Genomic DNA, 13,306 nt, shown 5'->3' on the forward strand with positions numbered 1-13,306 from the left:
CCGTCAGAAGTCGTAGTTGTTGATATTCTCTTTGCTGAACACCACACGCTCCGGCAGCAGCACGATACCGTTGCCCTTCGCTTCATACTGGTAGCCCTGCACGCTATTCGGTTCGACCTTCAGCGAGCCGATATCTTTCACCTCAACGCTATCACCTACGTTAAGATCGCCCTTTTTCAGCAATCTATCGGCGACGTTAACCGCAATTTTGCCCTGCTGAACCACATCCCACAGGCCGAACGCTTTCACCGTGCCGCGCTCAACGTACGGGCGCATCACGTTCGGAGTACTAAAGCCGACAATCGCCACGCCCTGACGCTTGAGGTTCTCCGCCGCCTGCGCCGCCGCCGGCAGCGCATTGGCATCCGGCGCGATAATGGCGTCGAGATCCGGATAGGCTTTTAAGATCCCCTCGGCGGTTTGCAGCGATTTGGTGGCATCGTTATAGCCAAACTGGGTGGTGACGATTTGCCACTGCGGATGCTCTTTTTCGATTTTGGCTTTGGCTTCCTTCACCCACTGGTTCTGGTCGGTCACCGTCGGGCTGGAGTAGAAAAACGCCACTTTGGCGGCTGGTTTGCTGAGCTGCTTTTCCGCCATCTCCACCAGCAGGCCGCCGAGCTGCTGCGGCGTGCCCTGGTTGATATAGATGCTGCGGCACTCCGGTTTGGTATCGGAATCCCAGGTCAGGACTTTCACCCCACGCTGCATCGCCCGCTTCAGCGCCGGGCACAGGCCGTCCGGCGAGACGGCGGAGACGATAATCGCGTTGTAGCCCTGGTTGACGAAGTTGTTGATAAGCTGCACCTGGCCGGAGACGCTGGGCTCGGTCGGGCCGTCATAGGTGACATCAACGCCCAGCGCTTTCCCCGCCTCTTTCGCGCCGTTGCCGCCGCTGGTAAAGAAGCCGACGCCAACCAGCTTCGGAATAAAGGCGATGCGGTCCGCCGCCTGCGCGGTAACCACGCTCATCGTCAGCGCCAGCACGATCAGTTTTAATTTCATTTTATGCTCCGATTGTTTTATGCGAGAAAAGACGCCGCCAGGTTGCGCGCACCCATTCACGGTGCAGGCTCAGCGAACGCCCCATCACCACCACAACCAACAGCGCCCCTGACAGCGCGCTCGACACCTGGTTGGGGATGCCGACCATCTGTAAACCCTGTTGCAGATACCCCACCAGCAACGCCGCCAGCGCGGTACCCAGTATCGATCCCGAGCCGCCGTAAATATTGGCCCCGCCGAGCACCGCCGCGGTCAGCGCCGGCATCAGCAGGTCGCGGCCTAAATCCGAACGCGCCGAGCCGAAATAGGAGACCATCACCAGCGCTGCGACCGCCGAGGCGACGCCAACCAGGCCATACAGCACGTACGGGATGCCGTTCACCGACAGCGCGGCATAGCGCGCGGCGCGCGGGTTTTGCCCGAGTAAAAAGAGGTGGCGGCCAAAGCGCCCGCGATGGGCCAGCAACCAGAAGAGAAAGGTGATAATCGCGAACAGCACCAACGGTAGCGGCAGCCCTGCGAGGGTTAAATTGGCGAAGGCGGTGAAGCTATCGGGAAAGCCGCCAATCCCCTCGTAACCGGTCGCGCCGGCCATGCCGGAAAGCAGCAGCGCGCCGCCACCGTACAGATACAGCGTCCCGAGGGTGATCACCAGCGGGCTGATGCCGGTGTAGTGAATCAGCGCGGCGTTAAATAACCCGCACAGCAGCCCCAATAGCAACGTCAGCGATACCGCCAGCCACAGCGGCCAGCCCGCCTGGGTCATTACGCCGAGGGCGATAGCGCACAGGCCGATGGTCGAGCCCAGCGAAATATCGATCCCGCCGCTGATGATCACCAGCGTCAGCGGCAGCGCGACGATGCCGATGCAGATAAAGTCGCTGGTGCTAAAGAGCAGCATATTGAGATCCAGCATGCGCGGATTCAACGCGCCGAATAGCAGGATTTCCGCGATCAGCAACGCCAGCAGCGCGCTTTCCCAGTTAAGCTTCAGCTTCATTTAAGCCACCTCTTTGCTTTTGCGTTCGGGAAAGCGGGCAACCTGTTTGCCCCCTTTATTACCGGGCTGGAAACGGCTGTACTTTAGCGCCCGTTGATGGCGGGCCAGCGCCTGGCGCAGGCGGCCATCAAGCACCAGCACCCCGAGCAGCACCAGGCCGGCGATAAAGTCATTCCACCAGGCGGGAAGGCGGAACAGCACCAGCACGGTGTCGATTTGGGTGAGGAAAAAGGCGCCGAGAAACGCGCCGAGCAGCGTGCCGGTACCGCCGAGCAGCGAGATCCCGCCCAGTACGCAGGCGGCGATGGCTTTCATCTCCAGCCCGCTGCCGGTCTGATTAGGCACAAAACCAATTTGCGCGGCGAAGACGATCCCGGCGCAGGCCGCCAGCATGCCGTTGAGGGTAAAGGCCAGCATCCGCGCGCGGTTGACCGCCACGCCCAGCTGACGCGCGGCGGCGAGATTATCGCCAACGGCGTAAAAATCACGACCAAAGGCGGTGCGCGATAGCAGCCAGCCGCCCGCCAGCAGCAGCGCCAGCACCAGCCAGCCCAGCGGCGACACGCCAATAAACGCGGGCTCCGAGAGCGATTTCAGGCTGTCGGGCAAGCCCTCGATCCATTTCCCGCCGGTCCACAGCAGCATCACTCCGCGATACAACCCCAGCGTACCGAGCGTCGCGACAATCGCCGGAATGCGCAGTCCCACGACCAGCAGGCCGTTAAAAGCCCCGGCCAGCGCGCCAATCGCCAGCGCGAAGGCGATAGCCGTCGCCAGCCCGTAACCGTTGTTCAGCGCCACGCCGACGGCGATGGCGCACAGCCCAACGGTCGAGCCTACCGACACATCAATATTGCGGGTCAGCATCACCAGCGTCGCGCCTAATGCCAGCAGGCAGAGGATCTGCGAGCTGGCGAAAATCATCGCCAGGGTCTGCAGGCTGAAATAGGCTGGATTGAGCGCCACCAGCACAACAAAGAGCGCCACGATGGCAAAGAAGGCGCTCAGTTCGCGATTCTTCAGTAACGTTTTCATGCCTGCCCTCCGAAGGCCAGGGTCATCATGCGATCGACGGTCACCGCCTGCCGCGCCAATTCGCCACTGTAGCGGCCCTGATGCATCACCAGCACCCGGTCGGCCAGGCCAACGAACTCATCCAGATCGCTGGAGATCATCAACACCGCCACGTTTTGCGCGGCAACGCTTTTTAGCAGTTGATAGATATCGGCGCGGGCGGAGACATCCACGCCGCGCGTCGGCTCATCGACAATCAGCAGTAACGGATTGGCTTCCAGACAGCGCGCCAGCAGTACCTTCTGCTGGTTACCGCCAGAGAGAGTGCGCACCGGCTGATCGCCATCGGCCAGCTTGATCCCCAGCGCACGGTGATAGCGCTCAACCACCGCCGCCTCCCGTTTCCCCTGCTGCCACCACGACGGCTGATTGAACATCACCGTGTTCCAGCGCACCGGCGCATCGAGAAACAGCCCCGAGACCTGGCGGTCTTCCGGCAGATAGACCAGCCCGCTGGCTAGCCTGGCGCGGATACTATCGCGGCCGATCTCGCGATTCTCCAGCCAGATCCGCCCGGCGCGCGGTGGACGCAGGCCGTATAGGGTTTCAGCAAATTCGGTGCGCCCGGATCCCACCAGCCCGGCCAGACCGACGATCTCTCCGGCGCGGATCTCCAGATTGAGATCGATAAAACCTTCTCCGGTGAGATCCTCCACCCGTAGCACGGGAAAGTCCTGCGGTTGAGTACGCCGGTTGCCCGGTAGCGCCAGCCACAGCTTTTGCGTGTCGCTCAGCGCATGGTCGCGGCTGGCCGGCGTCATAGCGTTAATCAGTTGCTCATCGCGATAAGCCGCGGTCTCGCCGCTCAGCACTACCGCGCCATCGCGCATCACCGAAATATGGCTGGCAAGCTGGCGGATTTCGGGCAATTTGTGTGAGATAAAGACGATCCCAACGTCCAGCGCCTGTAACGCGCGGATCTGGCTAAACAGTCTCTCGGTTTCACCCGGCGTTAAAGAGGCGGTGGGTTCATCCAGGATCAGGATCCTGGCCTCGCGCATCAGCCCGCGCAGGATCTCGACCATCTGTTGATCGGCTACCTCGAGCGTGCTGGCGCTGGCGTCGAGATTGATCTGGCAGTTCAACTGCTGCAGTTTGTCCTGCAACCGCGCGGCGGTGTCCGCCCGCTTCGGCAGGCGGAAGAGAATGTTCTCGCGCACGCTGAGGTTGGGAAACAGCATCGGCTCCTGCGGCACCAGATAGATGCCCAGCTGGTGCGCCAGCGCCGGATTGAGACGCGCAAACGCGCGGTCGCCGAGCGTCAGTTCACCGCTGTCCGGCGTTTCAACGCCAGCGATGATCTTCATCAGCGTTGATTTACCCGCGCCGTTGCCGCCCATCAGCGCATGCACCTGGCCCGCGCATAGCGTGAAATCGATGCCCTTCAGCACCGCAACGCCGGAGAACTGTTTGCAAATCTGACGAGCTTCAAACAGTGGCTTCATCATCACGCCCCAATTGAACAAATGATTTTTAAATTTAATAATGTTCAAAAGCGTAGACGGTGAACTATATTTACAACCGTGCGAAGATCACACTTTGGTGCTTTAGATCGTCAGGAATAAATGCGCCAGCGATGAAAGATCCGTTTTGCCAGTCGGCTCACACTTTCCGACCGCGCAATAGCGAACATATGATCTAAATTTTTATAAGAGTTCAATTTATGAGCGAAAAACGCATTACGGAAGAGAACCGCTACGCCGGGCTGGCGTTAGCCGAGGAAGAGCTGGTGGCGCGGGTGGCGTGGTGTTACTACCACGACGGCCTGACGCAAAATGACATCGGCGAGCGTTTGGGGCTGCCACGGCTGAAAATTTCCCGCCTGCTGGAGAAAGGCCGCCAGTCCGGAGTGATCCGCGTGCAGATCAACTCGCGCTATGAGGGCTGCCTGGCGCTGGAAAGCGAACTCCAGCAGCGTTTTGGCCTCAAGCTTGCCCGCGTGCTGCCGGCGCTCAATACCCCGCCGATGAATACCCGGCTGGGGATCGGCGCGGCGCAGTCGCTGATGGGCATTCTGCAACCGGGTCAACTACTGGCGGTCGGGTTCGGCGAAGCCACCATGAGCTGCCTGCAGCATCTCAGCGGATTTATTGGCTCGCAGCAGGTGCGGCTGGTGACCCTCTCCGGCGGCGTCGGCCCTTATATGACCGGCATCGGCCAGCTTGATGCCGCCTGCAGCGTCAGCATTATTCCGGCGCCGCTGCGGGTCTCTTCGGCGGAGGTCGCCGAGATCCTGCGCCGCGAGTCGAGCGTGCGCGACGTGATGCTGGCGGCGATGGCGGCGGACGCGGCGGTGGTTGGCATTGGCGCCATCGATCAGCGGCGCGACGCCACCATTTTACGCTCCGGCTATATCAGCGAGGGCGAACAGCTGATGTACGCGCGCAAAGGCGCGGTCGGCGACATTTTAGGTTATTTCCTGCAGGCCGACGGCCGGCCGGTAGAAGGACTGGAGATCCATCGGGAACTCCTCGGCGTAACCCTTGATGAGCTGGCGCAGCTGCCCACCATCGTCGGCGTCGCTGGGGGAGAACAAAAAGCGCAGGCGATTCATGCCGCTCTGATTGGCAAGCGCATTAATGGCCTGGTAACGGAAGAGACAACAGCACGCGCGGTGCTCGCACTGGCCTCCTGACGGCCTGGCGCCGCGCGACAACAGCGAGGCGCATGTCATGAGTTACCTGTTAGCGTTAGATGCCGGGACCGGCAGCATTCGGGCGGTCATTTTCGATCTTAATGGCCGCCAGCTGGCGGTAGGCCAGGCCGAATGGAAACACCTGAGCGTTGATAACGTCCCCGGCTCGATGGAGTTCGACCTTGCTACCAACTGGCAGCTGGCCTGCCAGTGCATTCGCCAGGCGCTCGATGCCGCCCGGCTCTCTGCCGCCGATATTCAGTCCGTCGCCTGCTGTTCGATGCGCGAAGGGATCGTCCTCTATGACCGCAACGGCGAAGCCATCTGGGCCTGCGCCAACGTTGATGCCCGCGCCAGCCGTGAAGTGGCGGAGCTTAAGGAGATCCACGACTATCGGTTTGAATCCGAGGTGTACGAGGTCTCGGGACAAACCCTGGCGCTAAGCGCCATGCCGCGCCTGCTGTGGCTGGCGCACCACCGCCCCGATATCTACCGCAAAGCGGCGACCATCACCATGATCAGCGACTGGCTGGCGGCGAAGCTTTCCGGCGAGCTGGCGGTCGACCCGTCAAACGCCGGCACCACCGGCATGCTCGATCTGTTCAGCCGCGACTGGCGTCCGGCGCTGCTGGATATGGCCGGACTGCGCGCCGATATGCTGTCGCCGGTCAAAGAGACCGGTACCCTGCTGGGCGCCGTCACCGAAGCGGCGGCGCAGCAGAGCGGCCTGCGCGCCGGGACACCGGTGGTGATGGGCGGCGGCGACGTCCAGCTCGGCTGCCTGGGCCTTGGGGTGGTACGTGCTGGGCAAACCGCAGTACTCGGCGGCACCTTCTGGCAGCAGGTGGTCAACCTGCCGCAGGTGCGTACCGATCCGCAGATGAATATTCGCGTTAATCCTCATGTCATTCCCGGCATGGCGCAGGCGGAATCGATCAGCTTCTTTACCGGGCTGACCATGCGCTGGTTCCGCGACGCCTTCTGCGCTGAAGAAAAACTGATTGCCGAGCGGCTCGGCGTTGATGCCTATTCGCTGCTGGAGGAGATGGCCAGCCGCGTGCCCGCCGGATCCCACGGCGTGATGCCTATTTTTTCCGACGCTATGCACTTTAAGCAGTGGTACCACGCCGCGCCGTCGTTTATTAACCTCTCCATCGATCCGGAGAAGTGCAACAAAGCGACCCTGTTCCGCGCGCTGGAGGAGAACGCGGCGATTGTCTCCGCCTGCAACCTGGCGCAGATTTCGCAGTTCTCCGGCGTGACATTCGAGAGCCTGGTGTTTGCCGGCGGCGGCTCTAAAGGCGCGCTGTGGAGCCAAATCCTCAGCGACGTCACCGGCCTGCCGGTGCGGGTGCCGGTGGTCCGCGAAGCCACCGCTCTGGGCTGCGCCATCGCCGCCGGAACCGGCGCCGGACTGTATGGCGATATGGCCAGTACCGGAGAGCGGTTAGTGAGCTGGCATCGCGAGTTCACCCCTAATCCGCAGCATCGCGAGCTGTATCAGGAGATGATGAGCAAGTGGCAAACGGTGTACGCCGATCAGTTGGGTCTGGTGGATAGCGGGCTGACAACGTCGATGTGGCAAGCGCCGGGTCTGGAGCGCCGCCAGCGCGTAGTCCCCTCACCCTAACCCTCTCCCGGTGGGAGAGGGAACCGTTCGGCACTAGCATTGAATATCGGTGCCGGTCCGCCTTTCCCCCTCGCCCTTTGGGAGAGGAAACCGTTCGGCGCAGGCCTTGAATACCGGTGCCGATCCGCCTTTCCCCCTCGCCCTTTGGGAGAGGGAACCGTTCGGCGCAGGCCTTGAATACCGGTGCCGGTCCGCCTTTCCCCTTGCCCTTTGGATGAGGGAACCGTTCGGCGCAGGCCTTGAATACCGATGCCGATCCGCCTTTCCCCCTCGCCCTTTGGGAGAGGGAACCGTTCGGCGCAGGCCTTGAATACCGATGCCGATCCGCCTTTCCCCCTCGCTCTTTGGGTGAGGGAACCGTTCGGCACTAGCCTTGAATACCGGTGCCGGTCCGCCTTTCCCCCTCGCCCTTTGGGTGAGGGAACCGTTCGGCACTAGCCTTGAATACCGATGCCGATCCGCCTTTCCCCCTCGCCCTTTGGGAGAGGGAACCGTTCGGCACTAGCCTTGAATACCGATGCCGATCCGCCTTTCCCCCTCGCCCTTTGGGTGAGGGAACCGTTCGGCACTAGCCTTGAATACCGATGCCGATCCGCCTTTCCCCCTCGCCCTTTGGGTGAGGGAACCGTTCGGCACTAGCGTTGAATATCGGTGCCGGTCCGCCTTTCTCCCTCTCCCTTTGGGAGAGGGTCGGGGTGAGGGACAACGTGTTCCGTTCTTTGAATTCCATCACAATCACCGCACTCCCCTTTTCCCTTTTTCTCCGCGACGGCTAAATTAGTAACTCATCCGACCACATAACAATAATTTTACATTGGAAGCCACTATGAGCCGCTATCCGTCGCTTTTCGCCCCGCTTGAGCTGGGCTTCACAACGCTCAAAAACCGCGTGTTGATGGGCTCAATGCACACCGGGCTGGAAGAGCTGCCGGATGGCGCGCAGCGGCTGGCGGCCTTTTACGCCGAGCGCGCCCGCCACGGCGTGGCGCTGATCGTCACCGGCGGCATCGCCCCGGCGCCCTCTGGCGTCACCATGGCCGGCGGCGCGGTACTCAATGATGCCAGCCATCTGGCGCACCATCGCCATATTACCGACGCGGTACACCAGGAAGGCGGCAAAATCGCCCTGCAGATCCTGCACACCGGGCGCTACAGCTATCAGCCCGCGCTGGTCGCCCCCTCGGCGCTACAGGCGCCGATCAACCGTTTTACGCCCCATGAACTGAGCCACGATGAGATCCTTACGCTTATCGATGATTTTGCCCACTGCGCCCAGCTGGCGCGCGAAGCGGGCTATGACGGCGTCGAAGTGATGGGCTCTGAGGGCTATCTGATTAACGAATTTCTCGCCGCGCGCACCAACCAGCGCGACGACCAATGGGGCGGCGATTATGCCAGGCGCATGCGTTTCGCCATTGAAGTGGTTAAGGCGGTGCGCCAGCGCGCCGGCCACGATTTCATTATCATCTACCGTCTGTCGATGCTCGATCTGGTCAACGGCGGCAGCACGCTGGCGGAGGTCACCGAACTGGCCCAAGCCATCGAAGCGGCAGGGGCGACAATCATTAATACCGGCATCGGCTGGCACGAAGCGCGCATTCCGACCATCGCCACGCCGGTACCGCGAGGGGCTTTCAGCTGGGTCACCCGCAAGCTGAAAGGCGCGGTGTCGATCCCGCTGATTACCACCAACCGCATCAACGATCCGCAGGTCGCGGAGGATATTCTCGCCCACGGCGATGCCGATATGGTATCGATGGCCCGCCCGTTCCTCGCCGACGCCGAATTTATGTCGAAAGCGCAGAACGATCGTGCCGATCAGATCAACACCTGCATCGGTTGCAACCAGGCGTGTCTCGATCGGATCTTCGTCGGCAAAGTCACCTCCTGTCTGGTCAACCCGCGCGCCTGCCATGAAACCCTGATGCCGGTCCTGCCTGCCAACGCGCCTAAACGGCTGGCGGTAGTCGGCGCCGGGCCTGCCGGTCTGGCCTTCTCCGTTAACGCCGCCGCCCGCGGCCATCAGGTCACGCTGTTCGATGCGCTCCCGGAGATCGGCGGCCAGTTTAATATCGCCAAACAGATCCCCGGCAAAGAGGAGTTTCACGAGACGCTGCGTTACTACCGCACCATGCTCGATCTTCATGGTGTCGATCTACGCCTGAACACCCGAGTCACGGCAGACGATCTGCTGACGTTCGATGAGACGATCCTCGCCACCGGTATCGCCCCGCGCCTGCCGGCGATCGCCGGGATCGATCATCCCAAGGTGCTGAGCTATCTGGATGTCTTGCGCGATAAAGCGCCGGTTGGCGCGAAGGTGGCGATTATCGGCTGCGGCGGCATCGGCTTCGATACCGCGATGTATTTAAGCCAGTCGGGCGCGGCCACCAGCCAGGATATCGGCGAGTTCTGCCGCGAATGGGGTATCGATACCAGCCTGCAATCGGCGGGAGGGCTGAGTCCTGAAGGCCCGCAGTTGAGTAAAAGCCCGCGACAGATTGTGATGCTGCAGCGCAAAGCCAGCAAACCGGGCGAAGGGCTCGGCAAAACCACCGGTTGGATCCACCGCGCGACGCTGCTGGCGCGCGGCGTGAAAATGATCCCGGCGGTCAGTTATGAAAAGATCGATGATGAAGGATTACACGTCACTATCGGCGGCGAGCGCCAGCTGTTGGCGGTCGATCAGGTAATTATCTGCGCCGGTCAGGAACCGCGCCGCGAGCTGGCGGATCCGCTGCGCGCGGCGGGGAAAACGGTGCATCTCATCGGCGGTTGTGACGTGGCGGCGGAGCTGGATGCGCGCCGGGCGATTGCCCAGGGCACAAAACTGGCGCTGGCGATTTAGCCGTGTCCCGGGGGCGGCGCGATGCACCTTCCCCGGGCTACCACGATAATCCCGAAAGGTAGCCCGGCTAAGGCGACAGTCGGTAGCCGGGGGAAGCAGCGACAACAATCAGCGCTGCTTACGCACCTTCGTTGCTTTCAAAATGACAAACTTATTGTTCGTCGCAATCGTCGTGCAATTACCAAAAGCGCGCTTCAGTTTACGGAAATAATCGAGGTGGCGGTTGCCGACGACGTACAGCTCGCCGCCGTATTTCAGGCTGCGGCGGGCATCGTTAAACATCTGCCAGGCGATATGGTCGGTAATGGCATGCTGCTGATGGAACGGCGGATTACACAGAATCGCCGTAAAGCGGTCGGGCTCTATGCCGGAAAGCGAATTGTTGACCATGAATTCACAGCGTTCGATATCGTCCGGCAGGTTGCGCTCGACGTTCAAACGGCTGGAAGCCACCGCCATGTGCGACTCATCGGTGAACATCACGCTGGCGTTTGGGTTTTGCGCCAGCGCCTGCAGGCCAATCACCCCATTGCCGCAGCCAAGATCGGCGATCTCGCCTTCTAAATCAGACGGTAAATGCTGCAGGAAGAAACGCGCGCCGATATCCAGTCCGCTGCGGGCAAAAACGTTGGCGTGGTTATGGATGGTCCACGGCGTGCCGTCCAGCTTCCAGCTGTAGGTTTGCGGCGCATCGGCAAGCTTAGGGGCGGTGAAAACGCAGTGGATCAGACGCGCTTTTTTCCACGCCAGCGAGGTGGTGGTGGTACCGAGGATTTTTTCAAACAGCGCCAGCGTCGAGTTGTGTACGTCACGGGCTTTCGCCGCGGCGATAATGCGAGTTTCCGGCGTCACCACTTCGCGCAGCGCGCGCAGCTGCTGTTCCAGCAGCGCCAGCTGTTTTGGCACCTTAATCAGCACCAGCGCCGGCGAGGCCGGCAGCGGGCTCAGGCTATCCTGAAAGCGCACGCTCTCTTCATCGATACCGTTCATCCGCAGGTTGTGGCGGGTCGCCAGCTCGGAAATAAAGGAGTCGTTGATGCTGACCGGGTTGCGCTCCGCCAGCGCGCAGGAGAGCGCGCCGAAGCCGTCGTTGAAGATGAGCGTCAGGCCGTCGACGTCATTCACCTGTTGCAGCAGATATTCATCCGCCGCTTCCCATGCCTGAAGCGCTTCTTCTTCAGCGTTAGGTGGGAACCGCTCTAATGTGAATAACTCACCGTTTAACTCTACCTGGCTCATCGCCCCTCCGAAATGCTAAAATTCGCGCGTGTTATCGCTCAATTCTCCGGAGAAGTAAACTTTTTTCACCATGAACACGCTACCTTACCTTCAGGGCTACCCCGAATCGCTGCTGTCGCAGGTGACGACCTTAATCGAGCAAGGTCGCCTCGGCGAGGTGCTGCAAAAGCGCTATCCGCAGGGGCATGATGTCAACAGCGATAAGGCGTTATATCAATACACCCAGGATCTGAAGGCCCGCTATCTGCGCGGGGCGGCGCCGATCAATAAGGTGATGTACGACAGTAAAATCCACGTTCTGAAGAACGCGCTTGGCCTGCATACCGCCATTTCCCGCGTTCAGGGCGGCAAACTGAAAGCTAAAGCGGAAATTCGCGTAGCGACGGTGTTTCGCGACGCGCCGGAAGCGTTTCTGCGGATGATCGTAGTTCATGAACTGGCGCATTTAAAAGAGAAGGATCACAACAAAGCCTTCTATCAGCTGTGCTGTCATATGGAGCCGCAGTATCACCAGCTAGAGTTTGATACCCGCCTGTGGCTGACGCACCTTTCGTTAAACCGTTCTGCGTGATAGCGCACTCGTTTTGTCATCATGGCGTGCTAGAGTGACGAAAGGTCCCCTTTAACGGAGTTCGTCAACGTTTATGATACGTTTCGCAGTTGTTGGCACAAACTGGATTACTAAGCAGTTTGTCGATGCCGCCCATGAAACCGGTAAATTTAAACTCACCGCGATTTATTCCCGCAGCCTTGAACAGGCGCAAGCTTTCGCTAATGATTACCCGGTCGAGCATCTGTTTACCTCGCTCGATGAACTGGCGCAGAGCCCTGACGTTGACGCGGTCTATATTGCCAGCCCGAACTCGCTACACTTCCCGCAAACCCGCCTGTTCCTGAGCCATAAAAAACACGTGATTTGCGAAAAGCCGCTGGCATCGAACCTGCAGGAAGTCGAAGCGGCGATTGCCGTGGCTAAAGAAAACAACGTGGTGCTGTTTGAAGCCTTCAAAACCGCCAGCCTGCCAAACTTCCTGCTGCTGCGCGAAGCGCTCGATAAAGTGGGCAAACTGCGCAAAGCCTTCATCAACTACTGTCAGTACTCATCGCGCTACCAGCGCTATCTCGACGGCGAAAACCCGAATACTTTCAACCCGGCCTTTTCCAATGGCTCGATTATGGATATCGGTTTTTACTGCCTCGCCTCGGCGGTCGCGCTGTGGGGCGAACCGCAAGCGGTCCATGCCAGCGCCAGCCTGCTGGCGAGCGGCGTTGATGGCCAGGGCACGGTGGTGCTGAGCTACGGCGATTTCGATGTCACCCTGCACCACTCGAAGGTCAGCGACTCCACTATCCCCAGCGAAATCCAGGGCGAAGAAGGCGCGCTGGTGATTGAGAAAATCTCCGAATGCCAGAAGGTAGCCTTTATTCCACGCGGCGGCAAAGCGCAGGATCTCACCCAGCCTCAGCACATCAATACTATGCTGTATGAAGCGGAAGCGTTCGCGCGGCTGGTGGAAACCAACGACGTCGCTCATCCAGGGCTTGAAGTCAGCCGCATTACGGCAAAACTGCTTAGCGAAATCCGTCGCCAAACCGGCGTGATCTTCCCGGCGGATACTCAGCCTGTGGAGTAAAGGAGTGTAAATGGGCCCTCGACCTCCATTGACGCCCTTTATAACTTGTAATACTTTGTTACGTGCAAAGGGGAGTAACTTCCTGGCCGGTCGATCGTCATTACGATGCGTGCAAAACCGCATCCGGTCGCCGGGCAACAAGATCAAGGATCCATGTCCGCTCTTGTTGTAAGTGAGACCTTGCCGGAAGGCGAGGTCTATGCATAAAAGCGCAGCGGCTGCCGTCTTCCGACGACAGCCG

10 protein-coding genes are annotated in these 13,306 nt (G+C 60.5%); 5 read left to right on the plus strand and 5 right to left on the minus strand.

The genetic code is table 11. The annotated features are described in order from the left end of the window. Positions 1-3: 3 nt before the first annotated feature. Genes lsrB through lsrA form a run of 4 tightly spaced genes read right to left on the minus strand, consistent with a single transcriptional unit; the run spans position 4 to position 4,524 of the window. A complete protein-coding gene (gene lsrB, locus PGR09_RS18415; protein ID WP_047044820.1) occupies positions 4-1,005 on the minus strand; it encodes an autoinducer 2 ABC transporter substrate-binding protein LsrB in 1,002 nt (333 codons plus the stop codon). Position 1,006: 1 nt separating this feature from the next. After that, entirely contained in the window at positions 1,007-2,005 is a 999-nt protein-coding gene (lsrD, locus tag PGR09_RS18420) for an autoinducer 2 ABC transporter permease LsrD (RefSeq protein WP_042946686.1), read from the minus strand. Beyond that, on the minus strand, positions 2,006-3,040 hold the full coding sequence (lsrC, locus tag PGR09_RS18425) for an autoinducer 2 ABC transporter permease LsrC (RefSeq protein WP_087847294.1): 1,035 nt from the start codon (positions 3,038-3,040) through the stop codon (positions 2,006-2,008). Next, complete coding sequence (gene lsrA / locus PGR09_RS18430; protein ID WP_047044829.1) at positions 3,037-4,524, minus strand: autoinducer 2 ABC transporter ATP-binding protein LsrA; 1,488 nt, start codon at positions 4,522-4,524, stop codon at positions 3,037-3,039. The genes lsrC and lsrA overlap by 4 nt, the downstream gene beginning before the upstream one ends. 218 nt (positions 4,525-4,742) lie before the next feature. Between lsrA and lsrR the strand changes: the two genes are divergently transcribed. From lsrR to PGR09_RS18445, 3 genes are all read left to right on the plus strand, one after another. Next, positions 4,743-5,714: a transcriptional regulator LsrR gene (gene lsrR / locus PGR09_RS18435; RefSeq protein ID WP_045392282.1), complete on the plus strand. Its 972-nt coding sequence runs from the start codon at positions 4,743-4,745 to the stop codon at positions 5,712-5,714. Between the two features lie 37 nt (positions 5,715-5,751). Continuing rightward, positions 5,752-7,344, plus strand: a complete 1,593-nt coding sequence (gene lsrK / locus PGR09_RS18440; RefSeq protein WP_348876399.1) for an autoinducer-2 kinase — start codon at positions 5,752-5,754, stop codon at positions 7,342-7,344. Positions 7,345-8,170: 826 nt separating this feature from the next. Then, positions 8,171-10,192, plus strand: a complete 2,022-nt coding sequence (locus PGR09_RS18445; protein ID WP_430916403.1) for an FAD-dependent oxidoreductase — start codon at positions 8,171-8,173, stop codon at positions 10,190-10,192. 108 nt (positions 10,193-10,300) lie between these two features. Here the strand turns inward: PGR09_RS18445 and rlmG are convergent, their stop codons facing one another. Further along, positions 10,301-11,431, minus strand: a complete 1,131-nt coding sequence (rlmG, locus tag PGR09_RS18450) for a 23S rRNA (guanine(1835)-N(2))-methyltransferase RlmG (RefSeq protein WP_047044810.1) — start codon at positions 11,429-11,431, stop codon at positions 10,301-10,303. A 70-nt stretch (positions 11,432-11,501) separates the two neighbouring features. On the opposite strand from rlmG, the gene PGR09_RS18455 reads away from it, so the two are divergent. Together PGR09_RS18455 and PGR09_RS18460 are read left to right on the plus strand one after the other, a co-directional pair. Continuing rightward, a complete protein-coding gene (locus tag PGR09_RS18455; RefSeq protein WP_045394898.1) occupies positions 11,502-12,002 on the plus strand; it encodes a M48 metallopeptidase family protein in 501 nt (166 codons plus the stop codon). 73 nt (positions 12,003-12,075) lie between these two features. Continuing rightward, positions 12,076-13,065 (plus strand): Gfo/Idh/MocA family protein, encoded by a 990-nt coding sequence (locus PGR09_RS18460; protein WP_047044803.1) that lies wholly within the window; start codon positions 12,076-12,078, stop codon positions 13,063-13,065. Positions 13,066-13,306 lie beyond the last annotated feature (241 nt).

This window comes from Klebsiella sp. 141251, assembly GCF_050600725.1.
In the GTDB taxonomy this organism is placed as follows: Bacteria; Pseudomonadota; Gammaproteobacteria; order Enterobacterales; family Enterobacteriaceae; genus Klebsiella; species Klebsiella aerogenes.

Bases quoted from the DNA above. Each gene is read 5' to 3' on its own strand.
- lsrB (WP_047044820.1), bottom strand. From the start codon at position 1,005: ATGAAATTAAAACTGATCGTGCTGGCGCTGACGATGAGCGTGGTTACC.
- lsrD (WP_042946686.1), bottom strand. From the start codon at position 2,005: ATGAAGCTGAAGCTTAACTGGGAAAGCGCGCTGCTGGCGTTGCTGATC.
- lsrC (WP_087847294.1), bottom strand. From the start codon at position 3,040: ATGAAAACGTTACTGAAGAATCGCGAACTGAGCGCCTTCTTTGCCATC.
- lsrA (WP_047044829.1), bottom strand. From the start codon at position 4,524: ATGAAGCCACTGTTTGAAGCTCGTCAGATTTGCAAACAGTTCTCCGGC.
- lsrR (WP_045392282.1), top strand. From the start codon at position 4,743: ATGAGCGAAAAACGCATTACGGAAGAGAACCGCTACGCCGGGCTGGCG.
- lsrK (WP_348876399.1), top strand. From the start codon at position 5,752: ATGAGTTACCTGTTAGCGTTAGATGCCGGGACCGGCAGCATTCGGGCG.
- PGR09_RS18445 (WP_430916403.1), top strand. From the start codon at position 8,171: ATGAGCCGCTATCCGTCGCTTTTCGCCCCGCTTGAGCTGGGCTTCACA.
- rlmG (WP_047044810.1), bottom strand. From the start codon at position 11,431: ATGAGCCAGGTAGAGTTAAACGGTGAGTTATTCACATTAGAGCGGTTC.
- PGR09_RS18455 (WP_045394898.1), top strand. From the start codon at position 11,502: ATGAACACGCTACCTTACCTTCAGGGCTACCCCGAATCGCTGCTGTCG.
- PGR09_RS18460 (WP_047044803.1), top strand. From the start codon at position 12,076: ATGATACGTTTCGCAGTTGTTGGCACAAACTGGATTACTAAGCAGTTT.